An 18,494-nucleotide genomic window follows, 5' to 3' on the forward strand; every position below is an offset into this window, starting at 1 on the left:
GTCAGGCGAGGACGCCGCGATGAGCGACACCGATACCCGCTCCAAGACCCGGGTGAAGCCCAAGGTCGAGCGGCCGAAGATGTACAAGGTCATCCTGCTGAACGACGACTACACCCCGCGCGAGTTCGTCGTGAAGGTGTTGAAGGCCGAGTTCGGCATGGGCGAGGACCGGGCCTATGCAGTGATGCTGACGGCCCATCGCAAGGGTGTCTGCGTCGTCGCCGTCTATGCCCGAGACATCGCCGAGACCAAGGCCGACCGGGCCAACGACATGGCCCGCCAGGCGGGGTTTCCGCTGCGCTTCACCACGGAGCCGGAAGAGTAGGGCGAACCGGAAGAGTAGGGCTCAGACCAGCGCCGCCACCCGGGCCCGCAGGTCGGGCAGGAGCTCGGCCTCGAACCACGGATTCTTGCGGATGATGTTGCCCGAGCGCCAGGACGGGTGCGGCACCGGGAAGAACCGCGGGCCGTAGTCGCGCCAGTGCTTCACCGTCTCGGTCAGGGTCCTGTGCCGGGCGGCCTCCAGGTAGTGCGCCTGGGCGTACTGGCCGGCCAGAATGATCAGCTCGACATTGGGCAGGTGCTCCAGCACCGGGGCGTGCCAGGTCGGCGCGCATTCCGGGCGCGGCGGGGCGTCGCCGCCGCTCTTGCCGTTCTTCGAGGGCAGCACGCCCGGGTAGCAGAACCCCATGGGCACGATGGCGACCCGCGTCGGGTCGTAGAACGTCTCCCTATCGACCGCCATCCAGCCGCGCAGGGTGTCGCCGGAGCGGTCGTTCCAGGGAATGCCGGTCTCGTGCACCCTGGTCCCCGGCGCCTGGCCGACGATGAGGATCCGAGCGCTCGGCTCGACCACCAGCACGGGCCGGGGGCCGAGAGGCAGGTGCTCCGCGCACAACCGGCAGGCGCGGATGGTGGCCAGGAGGGTTTCGAGTTGATCCGTCATGAGGGCACTCCATGTCTACCCAGGGGTAACGCAGAGAGCAACGCCCGGGCGCTTCTACAGGCGCGTTGACAGCCTACCGATTTCGGCGTACCGAATCCCCACTGCGCCGATTTGAGCCTCCAGCTTGCGGGCGCGTTACAAATGCAGCTAAAGCGGCGGTCGTAACGGACCCGCTGGCTCGCTTGGCGGGTTTTTTCTTTTTCCGCCCAAGCGAACCGGTCCGTCCCGCACCTCCGTCCCGGCTGCATTTGGTCCCTTTGACCAAGGCGGGCTTTCGCTCGCCGACTGCTAAACGGAGACGACCGATGTCACTCAACACCACCAATCCGCAGACCCTGGCCCTGCATGCCGGCTACCGCGCCGACCCGACCACCGGGGCCGTGGCCGTGCCGATCTACCAGACCACCTCCTACCAGTTCCGGGACACCGAGCATGCGGCGAACCTGTTCGCGCTGAAGGAACTCGGCAACATCTACACCCGGATCATGAACCCGACCTGCGACGTGCTGGAGCAGCGGGTGGCGGCCCTGGAGGGCGGTGTGGCGGCCCTTGCGGTTGCGTCGGGTCAGGCGGCCAGCGCCTTCGCGGTGCAGAACCTGGCCAAGGCCGGCGACAACATCGTCAGCTCCACCGACCTGTATGGCGGAACCTGGAACCTGTTCGCCAACACCCTGAAGGACCAGGGCATCGAGGTCCGCTTCGTCGATCCGTCCGATCCGGAGAACTTCGCCCGCGCCACCGACAAGCGCACCCGCGCCTATTACGCCGAGACCCTGCCGAACCCGAAGCTGCAGGTCTTCCCGATCAAGGAGGTCGCCGATATCGGCCGGGGTTTCGGCATCCCGCTGATCATCGACAACACCGCCGCCCCGATCCTGTGCCGGCCGTTCGATCACGGCGCCGCGGTCATCGTGTATTCGACCACCAAGTATATCGGCGGCCACGGCACCTCCATCGGCGGCCTGATCGTCGATGGCGGCAACTTCCCCTGGGCCGACCATGCCGAACGCCAGCCGGCCCTGAACACGCCGGACCCGAGCTACCACGGGGCGGTTTGGACCGAGGCGACGGCCCCGCTCGGCCCGGTCGCCTATATCATCAAGGCGCGCACCACCCTGCTGCGCGACCTGGGAGCGGCCCTGAGCCCGTTCAACGCCTTCCAGATCATCCAGGGCCTGGAGACCCTGCCGCTGCGCATCCGCGCCCATACGGAGAATGCCGCCAAGGTGGCCGACTTCCTGAAGGGCCACGCGGCGGTGGAGACGGTGATCCATCCGAGCCAGCAGGACGGCGAGGCGCGCAAGCGCGCCGACACCTACCTGAAGGGCGGCTATGGCGGGCTGGTCGGCTTCGAGATCAAGGGCGGCAAGGAGGCGGGCCGCGCCTTCATCGACAAGCTGAAGCTGTTCTACCACGTGGCCAATATCGGCGACGCCCGCTCGCTCGCGATCCACCCGGCGAGCACGACCCACAGCCAGCTCAGCCCGGAGGACCAGATCGCCACGGGTGTCAGCGACGGCTATGTGCGCCTGTCGGTCGGCATCGAGCATATCGACGACATCCTCGCCGATCTGGGCCAGGCACTGGACGCGGTCGGCGGCACGGTGGCCGCGGCGGCGGAGTAATCCGTCCTCCGATTCAGGAAGGGGAAGGGGGCCTTCGGGTCCCCTTTTCCTTTTGGCGCGGTGGTTAGGGGAGCGCTGATCCTGATGCAAATCAGGATCAGCGCTCCGGCCGTCGCGCGGATCACGCGCTCGGCGGCTGCCCATTGCCGGTATCCACCGCCACCGGTGCCGGCGCCTGGACCGAGGCCTTGGCCGCCGGCTTCTTCCCCAGCTTCGCCTCGCGCAGGGCGATGTAGAGCGTGCTGGCGACGATCAGCACCGCGCTGGCGAGCGTGTTCAGCGTCGGAATGTTGCCGAACAGCACATAGCCGAAGATCCCGGCGAACAGCAGTTGGGAGTATTCGAACGGCACCACCGCCGTCGCCTCGCCGACCCGGAAGCCCCGGATCATGCAGAACTGGCCCGAGGCGCCCAGCGAGCCGATCAGCACCATGAGTCCGAACTCGGCCCAGGTCGGAGCCTGCCACACCAGGGCCGCCGGCACCGTCGAAGCCAGTGTGGAGACGATGCCGAAGGTGAACAGGATGGTCAGCGGCGCCTCGGTCGCCGACAGCCGCTTCACCAGAACCACCACCACCGCGACGCAGAGCGTGCCGGCCAGCGCCGCCGCCATGGCCGGGTCCAGGCCGTTCTCCCCCGGGTTGATCATGATCAGCACGCCGAGGAAGCCGATGATCGTCGCCGACCAGCGGCGCCAGCGCACCACCTCCCCCAGGAACAGCACCGCCAGGATGATCATGAACAGCGGCTTGGCGAAGGTGATCGCCGTCGCGTCGGCCAGCGGCAGGTGGGTGATCGCGTAGAAGCCGCAGAACATCGCCACCAGCCCGGTCAGCGAGCGCACGACATGCAGCACCGGCCGCCGGGTTCTGAACACATGCGGCCCGGCCCGGACCATGAAGGGCAGGATCACCAGCAGGCCGACCAGGCAGCGGAAGAACGCGATCTGGAAGATGTCGAGCCGCGCGCCGACCGTCTTCACCGCCGCCGACATGATCGAGAACAGGATGGAGGCGGCCAGGATCCAGAACGCGCCGCGCACGTTGCCGGGCAGGGCGAGCCACCAGTCCAGCCATCCCCGGCGCCACGCAGGTTCCGCCGGCGGCTTCAGGGTGGGATCGGGGCGGGATGTCGGCGCGTCGGCAGGGTCTGGCATGGCTGCCGTCACAATAGTCTGCTGCACTGCGATAACAACTGCGATAACAGGCGCTCGCCTACATGGCAGCGTTGCGCGTGTCCGGTGCTGACGATACGAATGGACCGGACATTCCGGCGGGGACGGCCGGGAGAGGCACTTACCGGAGGGAACGATGACCGACGCGGTCACCAAGCTGTGGGAACCTTCGCCTGACCGCGCCGCCGCGGCGCAGATCACCGCCTTCATGCAGAAGGTGAATGCCGACAGCGGCGCCGGGGCCAGCGATTACGACAGCCTGTGGCAGTGGTCGGTCGACAATCCGGAAGTGTTCTGGTCCGCCCTGTGGGATTTCGGCGGGGTCGTCGGCGAGAAGGGCGCGGTCATCCTCTCCGACCCGACGGCCATGCCGGGTGCGAAGTTCTTCCCCCAGGGCAAGGTTAACTTCGCCGAGAACCTGCTGCGGCGCAGCGGGGACGGCGACGCCCTGGTGTTCTGGGGCGAGGACCAGGTGAAGCTGCGCTATTCGTGGGACCAGCTCCGCGAGCAGGTCGCCAGGCTGGCCGCGGCGTTCAAGGCCGAGGGGGTCGGGCCGGGCGACCGGGTCGCCGCCTTCATGCCGAACATGCCGCAGACGATCATCGCCATGCTGGCCGCCACCTCGCTGGGGGCGGTTTGGTCCTCCTGCTCGCCCGATTTCGGCGTGCAGGGCGTGCTCGACCGGTTCGGCCAGATCGAGCCGACGGTGCTGGTCGCGGTGGAGGGGTATTTCTACGCCACCAAGACCCATGACATCCGCGACAAGGTCGCCGCCGTCGCCGAGCAGCTTCCGACGCTCAAGCGCGTGCTGGTCGTCCCCTATACCGATGCCGACCCGGATCTCTCCGGCATCCGGCACGCGGTGCTGTGGGACGCCTATCTCGGCGAGGGGGCAGCACCCGAGCTGACCTTCACCCGGATGCCATTCAACGACCCGCTCTACATCATGTTCTCGTCCGGCACGACCGGCGTGCCGAAATGCATCGTGCACGGCATCGGCGGCACGCTGCTGCAGCACCTGAAGGAGCATAAGCTGCAGAGCGACGTGCGGCCGGGCGACCGGGTATTCTACTTCACCACCTGCGGCTGGATGATGTGGAACTGGCTGGTCTCCGGACTGGCGGCCGAAGCGGCGCTGCTGCTCTATGACGGCTCGCCGTTCCATCCGCACCCCGACATCCTGTTCGACTACGCCGATGCCGAGGGAATGACCCTGTTCGGCACCTCGGCCAAGTACATCGATCACCTGAAGAAGATCGAGCGCAGCCCGAAGACCACCCACAAGCTGGACAGTGTGCGGGCGATGACCTCGACCGGCTCGCCGCTGGTGCCCGAGGGCTTCGACTACGTCTATGCCGAGATCAAGCAGGACATCCAACTCGCCTCGATCTCCGGCGGCACCGACATCGTGTCCTGCTTCGTGCTGGGCAGCCCGATCAGCCCGGTGTGGCGCGGCGAGATCCAGAAGCGCGGCCTGGGCATGGCGGTGGAGGTCTGGAACGACGACGGCAAGCCGGTGGTCGGCGAGAAGGGCGAACTGGTCTGCACCAAGCCGTTCCCCTGCATGCCGATCTATTTCTGGAACGATCCCGAAGGCGAAAAGTTCAGGGCCGCCTATTTCGAGGCCTGGCCGGGCGTGTGGTGTCACGGCGACTATGTCGAGCTGACCGAGCATGGCGGCATGATCATCTACGGCCGCTCCGACGCGGTGCTGAACCCGGGCGGCGTGCGCATCGGCACGGCGGAGATCTACCGCCAGGTCGAGCAGATGCCGCAGGTGATGGAGGCGCTGGTCATCGGCCAGGACTGGGACAACGACGTGCGCGTGGTCCTGTTCGTCCGGCTCGCCGAGGGCGTCAGCCTGGACGACGACCTGATCAAGGCGATCAAGACCAAGATCCGTACCGGCTGCACCCCGCGCCACGTCCCGGCCAAGGTGCTGGCGGTCTCCGACATCCCGCGCACCAAGTCCGGCAAGATCGTCGAACTGGCGGTCCGCAACGTGGTCCATGGCCGGCCGGTGAAAAACGTGGAGGCCCTGGCCAATCCCGAGGCGCTCGACGAGTACCGCGACCGCGCCGAGCTGGCGGAGTAGGGGGCGCACGGCGCGATGGTCATCCCGGACGCCGCCTCCCACCGCAGCCGTCACGAGGCGATCGTCAACGCCATCGAGAAGGCCGTGCGGGGAGTGGACGACCGGCTGCAGCGGTTCCACCGCTCCGCCGTGTCCAAGGTGAAGCCGGACGGCGACCTGCTGCAGATGGGCTCCCATGGCGCCTCGGAGTTCGGGGCCTGGTACGAGGAGCGGCGCCGGAACCCGCCGCTCGACCAGCCGGCCTTCGAGACCCTGGTGGCGCTGCACGAGGCGCTGCTGAACCACCTGGCGCTGCTGGCCGAGCGGGCCTGGAAGTCCGACAAGGTACCGGTGGAGGAATACGACGCCCTGCTGGAGAAGGTGTCGGCCTTCCACGACCACGCCCAGCGGCTGGCCAAGGCGTTCCAGGCGGCGATCAGCGACATCGATCCGCTGACCGGGGCGCAGACCCGCCAGGTCATGCAGCGCGACCTGAAGCGCGAGATCGTCCGCGCCCGCCGTTCCGGCTCACCGGCCTGCATCGCGCTCGCCGATATCGATCACTTCAAGGCGATCAACGACACCTACGGCCACGGCGTCGGCGATCGGGTGCTGGCGTCGGTCTCCACCGCGCTGATCGACAACCTGCGGCCCTATGACAGCGTCTACCGCTATGGCGGGGAGGAGTTTCTGATCTGCCTGCCGGATACCGGACCGGAGGAGGCGCGGCGGGTGCTCGACCGGGTCCGCGCCCGGATCGCCAAGGAGGAGTTCGGCGCCGATGACGGCCGCACGGTCGAGCTCACGGTTTCCTTCGGCCTCACCATGCTGAATCCCCGTCGGCCGATCCCCGAACTGGTCGAGCGGGCGGACAAGGCCCTCTACACCGCCAAGCAGGAGGGGCGGAACCGGGTGGTGGTCTGGCGGGCGGAAAAGCCGGCGCCGAATGCCGGCGGCGGCTGAGCCGCGGAATCGATAACCCCTTTGAGACGAAGCGGTTTGCGTCTAGATCTCACGGTGGAGAGCAACGGGGCGTATGCCCCTCGGTGTTGGAGTATGCGGTAATGTTCGATGCGATGCGCTTGAAGGAGCTCGACGGCATGGTCCGCCGGATGGGGGCGATCGTCTCTGTGTTCGAGGTGCGCTCCAGTACCGTCGGGAACCAATCGTTCACGGCCTTCCGCGAACTCATGGACGTTTATATCGACGCCTGCGGCCGCAACATGCGCCAAGGCGAGGACTTCATCGAGAAAGGCGTGCAGCTCAACAGCGACGACATCCTGAAGCTGAACGAGGCCTTCCGGAAGGTGTTCGGCGCCGAACCCATGGGCCTCACCCCGAAGGACTGATCCCGCTCCGGATCAGACCGGTGGGGCCGGCTCGCTGGCGGGCGTGCGGTGGTCGCGCGCGGCTTCCTCGTGCAGCCAGTCGGTAAAGGCCTTGATCTTCGGCCGGTCGCCGGCGTTCTCCGAATGCACCACGTAATAGGCCGACTGGGTCGGCAGTTGCAGGTCGAAGGGCTTCACCAGCCGTCCGGCCGCCAGGTCGTCGGCCACCAGCGCACTGCGGCCGAGCGCGACGCCGAGCCCGTCGGCCGCCCCCTGCAGCACCATTTCCGAGTGGTTGAACACGAGGTCGCCCCGGGCGCGGACCTTGACCGAGTCGTCCACCCCGGCGGCGTCCAGCCAGGTGCTCCAGTCCTCCGGCAGGTCGTCATGCAGCAGCGTGTGGTGCCGCAGGTCCGCCGGCTCGCGCAGCGGATGCTCGCCCTCCAGCAGCTTCGGGCTGCAGACCACGAAGACCTCCTCGGTCATCAGCAGCTCGATATGCAGGCCCTTCCAGTCGCCGCGGCCGTAGCGCACGCCCACATCGACCTCGTCGCTGCCGAAGTCGAGCAGGGTGTCGTTGATACCCAGGCGGATCTCGATCGCCGGATTGGCGGAGGTGAAGCGGCCGAGCCGCGGCATCAGCCATTTGGCGGCGAAGCTGGTGAAGGTGGAGACGTTCAGCGCCCCGCTGCGGTCGCGCTGGTGCAGCTTGGCCGTCGCCTGATGCATGAGGTCGAAGGCGTCCCGCATGGCCGGCAGATAGGCCTGTCCCGCATCGGTCAGGAGCAGGGCGCGGTTCTGCCGCCGGAACAGCGGCATGCCGAGCCAGTCCTCCAGTGCGCGGATCTGGTGGCTGATCGCCGCCTGGGTGACGTTGAGCTCACCCGCGGCCTTGGTGAAACTCAGATGCCGTGCCGCGGCCTCGAAGGCGCGCAGGGCATTCAGCGGCGGAAGGCGACGCATTAACAGCCCCTTTACAGATAAGATTATCTAATAGATTGGATGAGAAAGTATCGTTTGTGAGCGGTCGATTCAATCCGTAAATACACTCCCAGACAACGAGTTAAGAGGGCCACCCACTCTCGTTCGTGATCCGAAATATTAACACTTTGTGAAGGAGGTTCCTATGAGCCGGACCCTGACCCAGACCGCTCGCCCGATGTTCGGGGCCTCCGCTGCGCGCGGAGCCCAGACCTCGATGGCGGATCGCGTTTTCGCCTCCGTCTTTGGCACCCTGACGCTTTGGAGCTCACGTCTGAAGGACCGCGAGACGCTCGCCGACATGGACCCGCGCCTGCTCGCCGATATCGGCGTGACCAGCGACGAGGCCGCGCACGAGGCGAACAAGCCGTTCTGGGCTGCCTGAGGCGACCCGACATAACCGGGACCGGAGAACCCACCCAGGCTCCGGTTCCGTTCCCTGCCCGGGCCGCTTCTGCTCCCCCCTCCCGAAGCGCCTGTGGCAAGTCAGCGGCCTGACGCGAGTCAGGCCGTTTTCTTTTTTGCGCGGTTGTCTGTCAGGCCGCCCCCCGTTTACGGACCATGCGGCCGTGCCGGGCGAGGAAGTCGGAACCCGCCGTGGTCGCATGGATCGTCGCTCCTTGCGCGCCGTCGGTGATCCGGCGGACATAGCCGCGGTCCACCGCCTCCTCCCACACCGGCAGGCGCGGGCAGGAGGTGCGCCAGGCGTCGAGCACGTCGGTGTAGGGCCGGGGACGCTCGGCGATCCAGGCAACCAGGTCGAGCAGCAGACGCTCGACGGTGAACTCGGTCTGTTCGGCGGTCTGTTGCGACATCGCACGATCCTTCGTCATGCGCCGGCGGGCACCATGGGTGCGGCCAGCAGGTAGCCGCCGTAGGCGACATAATACACCGAAATACCCAGGATGATGCGGTCGGCCCAGCGCCGGTACTGGGCGTCGCTCATCGCCTCCAGCACCTTCTTCGACAGGCCGGTGCCGATCATCGACGCGGTGACCGCGACCGCGGCCAGCATCGGGTCGACGCTGGCCGCGTTGTCGATCAGGGCGCTGAAATAGACCAGCTTGAAGCTATGGCCGAAGAGCTGGCAGATCCCCTTGGTGGCGATGATCTGCCGGCGGTCCAGTGCCCCGCCGAGAAAGAACTGGTCGAGTTGCGGTCCCGCCACGCCGGTCAGCAGCATGAGCATCATCGACACCGCCCCCTGACCGATCCCGTGGCCGAAATGCTCCGGCCGGGCGCGCAGATGGGCCGGCACGAATCGGGTGGCCAGCGGCAGGGCGCCGAGGCCGATCAGCGCCAGCGCCTTGCTCGGCACATAGAGCCACAGGCTCCACACCCCCACCGCGAGGGCGCAGCCGATCACATAGGCACCGACGATCCGCCAGCGCACATGCGCCCGCCAGATCAGCGCCCGCCAGCCGTTCGACGCCATCTGGGTGATCGCGTGCAGGGCCATGGCCGTCGGCACCGGCAGGATCGCCAGCAGCACGCCGACCAGAACCATCCCGCCCGCCATGCCGAAAATCCCCGACAGGAACGAGGTGCCGACCATGACGAGGGCGATGACGGCAATCAGGACGGGGCTCATGGGCGGGGTCTCCGGATGGTTCCGCCAATCTGCGCGCATTGCGCGAAACGGGCAAACTGGGTTATCTTATGCTAGCGATAGATTTATTGAGGCTAATTTGCGTCAATTGCCATCATTAAATGGCGTAAAAGCCTTTGAATCGGCGGCACGATTCGAGAGTTTCGCCAAGGCCGCCGAAGAATTGAATGTCACGCCGGCGGCGGTGAGCCGGCTTGTCCGTCTGCTGGAGGAGAGCCTTGGGGTGGCGCTGTTCGAGCGCACCCCGAATCGACTGACCCTCACCGGCGCCGGGCAGAGCTACCGCGCGGGGCTGACCCCGGCTCTCGACCAGATCGCGACGGCGACCGAACAGGTGACGGCGGCCGGCCGGCCCAAGGTGCTGACGGTCGGCGTCGGTCCGACCTTCGCGATCCGCTGGCTGATCCCCCGGCTGGCCGATTTCTCCGCCGTCGCCCCCGACGTGGAGGTGCGGCTGACCACCGGTGGGGCGACCGCGTCCTTCGGGGCCGACTGGAGCTGCGGCATTTCCCTGGGCAACGGACGCTGGCCGGATGTGAAGGCCGAGGAGATGATCCGGGCGGAACTGACCCCGGTCTGCGCCCCGCAGCTCGCCCGCAACCTGCTGCATCCGCGCGACCTGGCCGGCGTGCGGCTGCTGCATGTGGGCCACGCCGCTGAGGACTGGTCGCGCTGGCTGCAGGCGGTCGGGATCGCCGCCCCCCCGGCCAGCGGCCTGACGCTTGCCTATTACGGCCAGGCCCTGCAGGCGGCGGCGGACGGGTCCGGCGTGGCGATGGGCATCCGGCCGTATATCGACGACGACCTCGCCGCCGGCCGGCTGGTGGCGCCGTTCAAGCAGTCGGTGCCCAAGGGCCAGAGCTGGTACCTGCTGGTGCGTCCGGGCCGCGAGACCGAGCCGTCCTTCCAGGCGTTCAGAAGCTGGATCCTGCGCGCGGTGACGGTGCGGTAAGGGGCGCTTCTTTTCCTTCCACCTCCCCTCATTCACTCCCCTCTCACCGTCTTCCCGGCCCTGCGCCGGGACCGAGACATCCGCGCGCTGGAGCGTTTCCGGATGAGGGCGCCCTGGGTCCCGGCGCAGGGCCGGGAAGACGGTGAGGGAGAGGGGGGGACCATGCGATCCCCGAACTCTCCCTCTTGGCAGGCCCCGGTGGCTGCTGTCGAATGCGGGCATGGAGGAAACACAAAACATCCCGGCGGCGGACTACGTCGTCGTGGGCGCGGGGTCGGCCGGATGCGTCGTCGCCGCGCGCCTGAGTGAGAGCGGAGCCAGCGTCGTCCTGCTCGAGGCGGGACCGAAGGACTGGAACCCGTTCATCCACATCCCGGCCGGCGTGCTCTACATCATGCGCAACGGCTGGGTGAACTGGGGCTACGCCAGCGAGGGCGAGACCGGGACCGCCGGGCGGCCGATCAACTGGCCGCGCGGCAAGGTGCTGGGCGGCACATCCTCGATCAACGGCATGCTGTACGTGCGCGGTCAGCCCGCCGATTTCGACGGCTGGGCCCAGCGCGGCTGCCGCGGCTGGTCGTTCGCCGAGGTGCTGCCCTATTTCAAGGGATCGGAGACCTACGCCAACGGCGGCGACCCCGAGTACCGTGGCTCCGGCGGACCGCTGCAGGTCCGCGACTACGATACCGTGCTGCCGCTGACCCACCGCTTCGTGAGGGCCGCCCAGGAGGCCGGTCATCCGTTCAGTCCGGACCTCAACGGCGCCAAGCAGGAGGGGGTCGGCTATTCCCAGATGACCCGGATCGGCCGGCGGCGCGGCTCGACCGCGCAGACCTATCTGGCCGAAGCCCGGCACCGTAGGAACCTGCGGGTGGAGACCGATGCCACCGCCACCGGCCTGATCCTCGACGGCAAGCGCTGCACCGGCGTGCGGTTCCGCCAGGGCGGGGTCGATCGCGCGATCTCCGCCCGGCGCGAGGTGATCGTCTGCGGCGGGGCGGTGAACTCGCCCCAGCTCCTGCAGATCTCCGGCATCGGTACGCCGGAGCATCTGAAGTCCATCGGCGTCGAGGTGGCCCACGAGCTGGCCGGCGTCGGGCGCAACCTGCACGACCACTACGTGGTCCGCGTCGCCCACCGGATCCGCAACGAGACCTCGATCAACCAGCTCGCCCGGGGCTGGCGGCTGGCCCGCGAGATGCTGCGCTACGCCACCGCCGGCGACGGGGCGCTGACCTTCGGCATCACCAGCGCCCAGGTGTTCAGCCACAGCCGCGAGGGGCTGGCAGCACCCGACATCCAACTGCTGTTCACCCCGGCGAGCTATTCCGTCGACAAGGTCGGCTTCCTCGACAAGGACCCCGGTATGGCGGTCGCCGTCTGTCCGGTGCGCCCGCGCTCGCGCGGCACGGTCCTGGCGACTTCGGCCGATCCCTTCGCCAAGCCGGCGATCCGGCCGAACTACCTGGAGGATGACGACGACGTGCGCGTGCTCGAGGCCGGGATCCGCCAGACCCGGGCGATCTACGCCTCGCCGTCGCTGGCGGAGATCAGCATGGGCGAGAAGGTGCCGGGAGACGGCGGCGCGCTGGACCGCGATGCGGTGCGCGAGTTCGCCCGCAACCACGGCACCACGATCTACCACCCGGTCGGCACCTGCCGCATGGGCGAGGATCCGGGCGCGGTGGTGGACAGCCGTCTTCGGGTGCACGGGATGGAGGGGCTGCGGGTGATCGACGCCTCGGTGATGCCGGAGATCACCACCGGCAACACCAACGCGCCGACCATCATGATCGCCGAGAAGGGGGCTGCGATGATCCGCGAGGATGCGTAGTGGCCAAATAACCAAGCGCCCGAAGGGAGGGACCATGCTGCCGGACGACATCTCCTACGTGACCGACGAGGCCGCGCTGCGGGCGATGCATCACAAGATGATGAGCCGCTCCAGCGACAAGGTCATCCGCCGGCTGGACAAGCACTGCCGGGACATCCTGGCGCTGGCACCGTTCTGCGTGATCGCCACCCAGGGGCCGAACGGGGCGGACGCCTCGCCGCGCGGCGACCCGCCGGGCTTCCTGCGGGTTCTGGACGACAGCCATATCCTGCTGCCCGACCGGGTCGGCAACAACCGGCTCGACAACTACGCCAACCTGCTCGCCAACCCGCGCATCGCCCTGCTGGTTCTGGTGCCGGGGATGGGGGAGACCCTGCGGATCAACGGCACCGCCCGGATCACCGACGACCCGCGCCTGCTGGAGCCCTGCGCGATCCGCGATCGGGCGCCGAAGATCGGCGTGCTGATCACGGTGGAGGAGGCCTTCGTGCACTGCTCCAAGGCGCTCGTCCGCTCCGACCTGTGGAACCCGGACAAGCATATCGACCGCAAGCAGCTCGCCTCCTACTCGCAGATGCTGATCGACCATGTGGAGGGCCTGACCGAGGCGGAATCCGAACGCCAGGGTGCGGTCATGGCCGAACGCGGGCTGTACTGACCGTGACCCGGTTCGCGATCCTGGCCTATGACGGTATCGAGCCGATCGACATCGGCGCCACCTACGGCGTGCTGTCCATGGCGAAGCGGATCGTGCCGGATCTGTCGTTCCATGTGGTGTCGAGGGCAGGCGGCGAGATCGTCATGGCCAACGGGCTGCGGCTGATCGCCGATCACGGGTTCGACGAAGCTCCGGCGGCCGACATCCTGATGGTGCTCGGCGGGCCGGGGTGGAGCCAAGCGACGGAGGACCGGGCGCTGCTCGACCATATCCGGGCGTTCCACGCCGGCGGCGGTACCGTGGCGGCGGTCTGCACCGGCGGGATGATCCTGGCGGCGACCGGCCTGCTCGACGGCCGGCGGGCGACGACCAAGCGCGAGATCGTCGCCGGCGAGGCCCGGCCGCTCGGTCTGCTGGCCGAGCGTCACGGGGCCGTGGAGACGGTGGAGGCCCGGCTGGTCGACGAGGGCGACGTGCTGACCGGCGGCGGGGTGTCGCTGGGCATGGACATGACCCTGCACCTGATCGCCCGGGAATGCGGCGCGGAGGCGGCGGCGGAGACGGCGCGGATCCTGGAATACACGACGGCCTGGGAGGCGAACCGCCGGTCCTTCGCGGCGGTTTAGGCACGCGCACCCAAAACCACCGCCGTCATCCTGAACGCGCTTCAGGATCTGTGGCGCACCGGCGCTGGAGCGTTGATCCTGATTTGCATCAGGATGACGGTTGCGGTCAGTGCACGGCGCGCACCAGCATCCGGTTGATCGCGTGGAACGCCGCGAAGGTGGCGCGGACGTGGTCGGCGAAGCGGGTCGGGTCGCCGGGCTTCAACTGGTCGCGGATGTCGGCCACCATGCGCCGGCCGTCGAGCCGCGCGACGATTGCCGGGGCGATCGCCGGCAGCGGTGCCTGCCACGGCGCGCCGCCGAGATCCGCCTTCAGCACGCCGCCGGACAGACCCTTGGCCACCGCGACCGGATCCAGATCGCGGAGCACCAGAACGGCCCCGTCCGCTCCCGGGTCGGGCACGGGCAGATCGGCACGACCGGCGGGCAGGGCATAGACGATATGCTTGGCCATCGCGCCGGACAGCCGTTCCGCCAGGGCGGCACGGGCAACCGGGTCGAGGCCGGACGCCGCCTTCCGCAAACCGGGATCGCTCAGATAGGTGTCCGGGTCGTAGCGCGCCGGCTCGATCCAGCTCCGGATCGCCAACCCGCCCGAGGCGACGAAACCTGCGAATTCATCGACCCGGTAGGCCCTGTCGCGCGGATGCAGCAGCAGGTCGTAGAGCCCGGCATCGCCGCCGGTCAGGTGATCGCCGACGAAGGGATTGCGCTTCAGCCAATGGGTCTTGGACAGGCCGGCGACCAGCCGCTTGGCCAGCGCGACCCGCTCCTTCTCCCCAAGATGGTCACTGAGCTGGGCCAGCGCCTCCTGCACCGGATAGACGCCGGTGCGCCCCAGCGTGCCGTAGACCATCAGGCCCATGCCGCCCTCGGGCTTCAGCACGCCGGCCAGGGCCTTCAGCCCGGCCTCCGGACTGTCCAGGTGGTGCAGCACGCCGCAGCAGTCGATGTAGTCGTAGGAGCCGGGGGCGATCTCGGCCACCCGCTCGATCGGCCCGTCGGCGAAGCGCAGGTTGGTGAGCCCCCGCGCCTCGGCCCGCTTCATGGCGATGCCGTGTGAGGCCGAGGAGATGTCGAGATGCACGACCTCCGCGTCGGCCGCACCCGCGTCGGCGAGCTGCTGGGCCAGCATGATCGCCGCGTCCCCCGTGCCGCCGCCGGCCACCAGAGCGCGGAACGGCTTCGACAGGTCGAGCCGGCCGGCGAAGACGTAGTGCCGGATCTCGTCCAGATGGCTGGGCGAGCCGGTGATCAGCCGCTTCGCCTCGTCGCGCGGATCGCGGGCCGGGTAGGGGTAGGCCTCGTACTGGGCATGCACGCGGGCGTCGGTGTCGCTCACGCGGCCCTCAGAACGCCAGGTCGGGGGCCGGGCGGATATGGCCGACCAGACGGCCCTCCCAGTTGTGCACCGGTTGCACAAGCTTGTCGGTGAGGCGCTGGGCCATGGCGTCGTCGATCACGCCGAGATGGCGCAGGATCGCGCCCATGGCGGTGCTGGCCGCACGGCCGTTGCCGTCATCGGCCTTCAGGCAGATGCCGTAGCCCTTGCCCGGAACGGCACCGGCGAACACGCCCTCGGCGCCGCTCTTCAGCAGGCAGGTCTCGCCGGTCTCCGACAGGATGGCGCTGTTGAACCGGCCGGTGCCGGCGATCAGCAGCGGATGCTTGGCGCAGGCGGCGACGATCCGGCGGGCGGCGGCGGCGCGGGCGGGGGACAGGCGCGACGGGTCGGCGAATTGCGCCATGGCCGTCGCCATGCCCTTCAGCGGCACGCCGTAGACGGGGATGCCGCAGCCGTCGTAGCCGGTCGGCACGCCGGAGAGGTCGCAGCCGCTCATCTCCTGCATGGTGGCGCGCAGGCGTTTCTGCACCGGATGCTCGTCGCGGATATAGCCCTTGGTCGGCTCGCCGAGATGGACGGCGGTGGTCAGCATGCCGGAATGCTTGCCCGAGCAGTTGTTATGGGCGCGGGTCGGCGTCTCGCCGGCGCGCAGCATGGCATGGGCGGACGGCTCGTGGCCGGGGATCTGCGGGCCGCATTCCAGGTCCTCGGCGGAAAGACCCAGCCGGCCGAGCCAGGCGTTGACCCGGTCCACATGCATCGCCTCGCCGGAATGGCTGGCGCAGCACAGGGTCACCTCGTCCTCGCCCAGGTCGAAGGCGTCGGCGGCACCGCTCTCCAGCACCGGCAGGGCCTGGATCGGTTTGATCGCCGAGCGGCCGTAGACCAGTCGGTCGATGTCGCCCCAGGATACCACCGGCGCGCCGGACGCGTCGGTGACGGCGGCGATCACCCGGTGGACGCTCTCGACCATGGACCCGCGGGTGACCTCGACCACGATCGGGGCGGCGGCATGGCCGGCATGGACGCGCAGGATGCGGTCGTCCGACAGGGCGATGGGGGTGACGTCGTTCATCTCAGGTCTCCGGCGTGACTGCCTCGGGGTCGGGGCGACGCAGCTTGCCTCCACACCCGGCCTGGGGCAAGGTCCGCCGCCGTCAGGAGTGACCAGACCGGGGATCGGTATGCGAGGGTATTTCGGCGTCGGTGCCGACCGGATCAACAAGGCGCAGAACATGGGCGCGCTGATGCGCACCGCCCATGCCTTCGGGGCCAGCTTCGTCTTCACCGTGGGCGAGACCTACAACAGCCGCGAGCTGCGGCACGCCGACACCTCCGGGACGACCGGCAACCTGCCCTATTACCGCTTCGGCTCGCCAGACGAGATGCTGCTGCCCCAGGGCTGCGCGCTGGTCGGGGTGGAGATCACCGACGACGCGATCGAGCTGCCGAGTTTTCACCATCCGAAGAACGCCGCCTACATCATGGGACCCGAGCGCGGGAATCTCGACCCGGAGCTGGTCGAGCGCTGCGAGCACGTGATCAAGATCCCGACCCGGTTCTCGGTGAATGTCAGCCTGGCCGGCGGCATCGTGATGTACGACCGGATGCTGTGTCTGGGCCTGTTCGCGCCGCGGCCGCACCGCCCGGGCGCACCGACCGAACCGGCACCGGTGCCGGCCTTCGGCCCGCCGCTCTGGGTGCGCAAGCAGCGCCGACGCGACCGCAAGGCGGCCGAAGCCATGCTGAAGGACGCGAAAACGGATCGGGGCGAACGCTGAACCGCGCGTCAGCGCGGCATCAGCGGGTTGAGAAGGCGGGAGAACCGGCCGGTGAACTGCAGGCCGCCCTCGACCACGATCAGGCAGAGGCATTCCTCGCCCATCTCGGCCACCGGCGTGTGGTCAAGGTCCGGCGTTCCCACCGCGACATCGCCGCGCCCATAACGGCCGGTGCTGTCGGTATAGGCACCCTTCAGCACCATGGTGCGCTCGACCTCGCCATGGGTGTGGGACAGGATCCGCTTGCCCGGCGCGATCCGGATCAGCGAGCTGCGCACGGAATGGTCGCCCAGATCGAGCACGGCTTCGCGCACGCCCAGGCCACGGGTCTTCCAGGGTAGGCCCTCGATCCCGGCGCTGAGATAACCGCGCAGGGGCTCGGGCACGGTCTGCATGGTTTCCGCATCGACCGCGGGCACCGGCGTCGGCGCCTCCTCCCAGGCCTCGTCGAGTTGGGCCATCACCGAGGAAAGGGCATCCTGCGACAGCGCCACGGGCGGGGTCGACTCGATCAACGCGCCGCCGATGGCCTCGTATTCCCGGACCTGGCGCCGGCACTCCGGACACAGGGCGAGGTGGGTGGCGACCAGCACGGACGCCGCCTGGGAAGCCTTTCCCGCCGCGTAGTCCAGCAGCAGTTCCGCTTCGGGATGATGGAGGGGGCCGATGTCAGCCAAGATCTTCAACCTCTCGCCTCATACGGCCGAGCGCCAGGCGAATGCGGGATTTCACGGTACCTAAGGGCAAGTCCTTCTCCACGGCGATCTCCGCGTGGGACTTGTCATCGAAATACGCCATGCGGATCAGTTCGGACTGCTCCTCCGGAAGATTTTTTATCGCGGTCAGGATGCGGACCCGCGATTGGCGCGCCTCAACCGACCGGTCCGCCTGGGGTTCGGCGTCGGGCACCAGGGCCGGATCGTTGGGATCCAGTTCCGGTCGGCGCTCGCGGCGCAGGCGGTCGATGCGCTTGTTGCGCGCGATTGTGAAGATCCAAGTGCTGGCGCTGGCCTGCCGGCGGTCGAAGCTCTCCGCCTTGCGCCAGACCATGACCATGGCCTCCTGCACCACCTCCTCGGCGGCCGAGCTTTCGGTGCCGAGCCGCATGAGATAGGACTTCAGCCGTGGCGCGAAGTGTTCGAACAGCTCGCCGAAGGCCGCCTTGCTGCGCTGGGTGGCGACCGCCTCGATCAGGGTTTCGTAGGACACCGGATCTGCGTCGATATCGGGGGCGGACGTCATACATCCATGTAACGGGAGCCGTCGGCGCAACGCAACCGCCGCGGCGGGGGCGCCCCCGCCCGCCTGTGTCGATTCGCCCTCGAACCAGCATCGTGCTTCCATGTCCGATATACGCGGCGGTCCGGAATGCGGATCACCTGGGCTGCAGAGGTCGTCATATATCGCCGCCATTTATCTGCCACATCCATGGATTTGGATCCGGTCAGGTGCTCGGCAATTGAAATCGTCGGGCTGTGATGGCATCGAAGACGGGCTCAGCGCCCGATCCGCTTCGCCAGAGGCGCCGGATCGGGTCGGGAGCGGGCGCGGAGGGAAATGA

Annotated in this window: 20 protein-coding genes and 1 riboswitch; of the genes, 11 read left to right on the forward strand and 9 right to left on the reverse strand. The window is 68.3% G+C overall.

Features of this window, described 5'->3' with window-relative positions; translation table 11 throughout:
- The first annotated feature begins 19 nt into the window (after positions 1-19).
- Positions 20-325, forward strand: coding sequence for an ATP-dependent Clp protease adapter ClpS (gene clpS / locus BLS34_RS08175; RefSeq protein ID WP_028793346.1), 306 nt, complete (start codon positions 20-22; stop codon positions 323-325).
- A gap of 21 nt (positions 326-346) precedes the next feature.
- On the opposite strand, the gene BLS34_RS08180 is transcribed toward clpS, so the two are convergent.
- Positions 347-946: a uracil-DNA glycosylase family protein gene (locus tag BLS34_RS08180; RefSeq protein ID WP_093149517.1), complete on the reverse strand. Its 600-nt coding sequence runs from the start codon at positions 944-946 to the stop codon at positions 347-349.
- Between the two features lie 93 nt (positions 947-1,039).
- A riboswitch (SAM riboswitch) is annotated at positions 1,040-1,118 on the forward strand.
- 133 nt (positions 1,119-1,251) lie between these two features.
- On the opposite strand from BLS34_RS08180, the gene BLS34_RS08185 reads away from it, so the two are divergent.
- Positions 1,252-2,571, forward strand: coding sequence for an O-acetylhomoserine aminocarboxypropyltransferase/cysteine synthase family protein (locus BLS34_RS08185; RefSeq protein WP_028793348.1), 1,320 nt, complete (start codon positions 1,252-1,254; stop codon positions 2,569-2,571).
- Between the two features lie 121 nt (positions 2,572-2,692).
- Here the strand turns inward: BLS34_RS08185 and BLS34_RS25315 are convergent, their stop codons facing one another.
- On the reverse strand, positions 2,693-3,727 hold the full coding sequence (locus tag BLS34_RS25315; protein WP_175474152.1) for a DMT family transporter: 1,035 nt from the start codon (positions 3,725-3,727) through the stop codon (positions 2,693-2,695).
- 154 nt (positions 3,728-3,881) lie between these two features.
- Here BLS34_RS25315 and BLS34_RS08200 point away from each other — a divergent pair, with 154 nt between their 5' ends.
- From BLS34_RS08200 to BLS34_RS08210, 3 genes are all read left to right on the forward strand, one after another.
- Positions 3,882-5,840: an acetoacetate--CoA ligase gene (locus BLS34_RS08200; RefSeq protein ID WP_093149521.1), complete on the forward strand. Its 1,959-nt coding sequence runs from the start codon at positions 3,882-3,884 to the stop codon at positions 5,838-5,840.
- 15 nt (positions 5,841-5,855) lie between these two features.
- Positions 5,856-6,782 (forward strand): diguanylate cyclase, encoded by a 927-nt coding sequence (locus BLS34_RS08205; RefSeq protein WP_093149522.1) that lies wholly within the window; start codon positions 5,856-5,858, stop codon positions 6,780-6,782.
- Between the two features lie 101 nt (positions 6,783-6,883).
- A complete protein-coding gene (locus BLS34_RS08210) occupies positions 6,884-7,168 on the forward strand; it encodes a hypothetical protein (protein ID WP_028793350.1) in 285 nt (94 codons plus the stop codon).
- 12 nt (positions 7,169-7,180) lie between these two features.
- Here the strand turns inward: BLS34_RS08210 and BLS34_RS08215 are convergent, their stop codons facing one another.
- Positions 7,181-8,110 (reverse strand): transcriptional regulator GcvA, encoded by a 930-nt coding sequence (locus BLS34_RS08215; protein WP_028793351.1) that lies wholly within the window; start codon positions 8,108-8,110, stop codon positions 7,181-7,183.
- A gap of 163 nt (positions 8,111-8,273) precedes the next feature.
- Between BLS34_RS08215 and BLS34_RS08220 the strand changes: the two genes are divergently transcribed.
- Positions 8,274-8,513: a DUF1127 domain-containing protein gene (locus BLS34_RS08220; protein ID WP_051244043.1), complete on the forward strand. Its 240-nt coding sequence runs from the start codon at positions 8,274-8,276 to the stop codon at positions 8,511-8,513.
- Positions 8,514-8,664: 151 nt separating this feature from the next.
- Here the strand turns inward: BLS34_RS08220 and BLS34_RS08225 are convergent, their stop codons facing one another.
- Together BLS34_RS08225 and BLS34_RS08230 are read right to left on the reverse strand one after the other, a co-directional pair.
- On the reverse strand, positions 8,665-8,943 hold the full coding sequence (locus BLS34_RS08225; protein ID WP_093149524.1) for a hypothetical protein: 279 nt from the start codon (positions 8,941-8,943) through the stop codon (positions 8,665-8,667).
- Between the two features lie 14 nt (positions 8,944-8,957).
- Entirely contained in the window at positions 8,958-9,719 is a 762-nt protein-coding gene (locus tag BLS34_RS08230) for a sulfite exporter TauE/SafE family protein (protein WP_093149527.1), read from the reverse strand.
- A gap of 106 nt (positions 9,720-9,825) precedes the next feature.
- On the opposite strand from BLS34_RS08230, the gene gcvA reads away from it, so the two are divergent.
- The 4 genes from gcvA (at position 9,826) to BLS34_RS08250 (ending at position 13,807) form a co-directional block, all read left to right on the forward strand.
- Positions 9,826-10,689 carry a transcriptional regulator GcvA gene (gcvA, locus tag BLS34_RS08235; protein ID WP_245701945.1) on the forward strand — a complete coding sequence of 288 codons (864 nt, stop codon included), beginning with the start codon at positions 9,826-9,828 and terminating at the stop codon, positions 10,687-10,689.
- A gap of 220 nt (positions 10,690-10,909) precedes the next feature.
- Entirely contained in the window at positions 10,910-12,523 is a 1,614-nt protein-coding gene (locus BLS34_RS08240; RefSeq protein ID WP_093149530.1) for a GMC family oxidoreductase, read from the forward strand.
- Between the two features lie 34 nt (positions 12,524-12,557).
- Entirely contained in the window at positions 12,558-13,181 is a 624-nt protein-coding gene (locus BLS34_RS08245; protein WP_093149532.1) for an MSMEG_1061 family FMN-dependent PPOX-type flavoprotein, read from the forward strand.
- 2 nt (positions 13,182-13,183) lie between these two features.
- The gene (locus tag BLS34_RS08250) at positions 13,184-13,807 is read left to right on the forward strand and encodes a DJ-1/PfpI family protein (RefSeq protein WP_215906066.1); all 624 of its coding nucleotides are present in this window, start codon (positions 13,184-13,186) and stop codon (positions 13,805-13,807) included.
- Between the two features lie 106 nt (positions 13,808-13,913).
- Here the strand turns inward: BLS34_RS08250 and BLS34_RS08255 are convergent, their stop codons facing one another.
- On the reverse strand, positions 13,914-15,149 hold the full coding sequence (locus BLS34_RS08255; protein WP_093149534.1) for a methyltransferase: 1,236 nt from the start codon (positions 15,147-15,149) through the stop codon (positions 13,914-13,916).
- 7 nt (positions 15,150-15,156) lie between these two features.
- Positions 15,157-16,227, reverse strand: coding sequence for an asparaginase (locus BLS34_RS08260; RefSeq protein ID WP_093149537.1), 1,071 nt, complete (start codon positions 16,225-16,227; stop codon positions 15,157-15,159).
- Positions 16,228-16,336: 109 nt separating this feature from the next.
- Between BLS34_RS08260 and BLS34_RS08265 the strand changes: the two genes are divergently transcribed.
- Positions 16,337-16,933: an RNA methyltransferase gene (locus tag BLS34_RS08265; protein WP_028793359.1), complete on the forward strand. Its 597-nt coding sequence runs from the start codon at positions 16,337-16,339 to the stop codon at positions 16,931-16,933.
- Between the two features lie 8 nt (positions 16,934-16,941).
- On the opposite strand, the gene BLS34_RS08270 is transcribed toward BLS34_RS08265, so the two are convergent.
- Positions 16,942-17,610 carry a ChrR family anti-sigma-E factor gene (locus tag BLS34_RS08270; RefSeq protein WP_175474153.1) on the reverse strand — a complete coding sequence of 223 codons (669 nt, stop codon included), beginning with the start codon at positions 17,608-17,610 and terminating at the stop codon, positions 16,942-16,944.
- The gene (locus tag BLS34_RS08275; protein ID WP_093149541.1) at positions 17,603-18,175 is read right to left on the reverse strand and encodes a sigma-70 family RNA polymerase sigma factor; all 573 of its coding nucleotides are present in this window, start codon (positions 18,173-18,175) and stop codon (positions 17,603-17,605) included. The genes BLS34_RS08270 and BLS34_RS08275 overlap by 8 nt, the downstream gene beginning before the upstream one ends.
- Positions 18,176-18,494 lie beyond the last annotated feature (319 nt).

The organism is Thalassobaculum litoreum DSM 18839, from assembly GCF_900102465.1.
Taxonomy (GTDB): domain Bacteria; phylum Pseudomonadota; class Alphaproteobacteria; order Thalassobaculales; family Thalassobaculaceae; genus Thalassobaculum; species Thalassobaculum litoreum.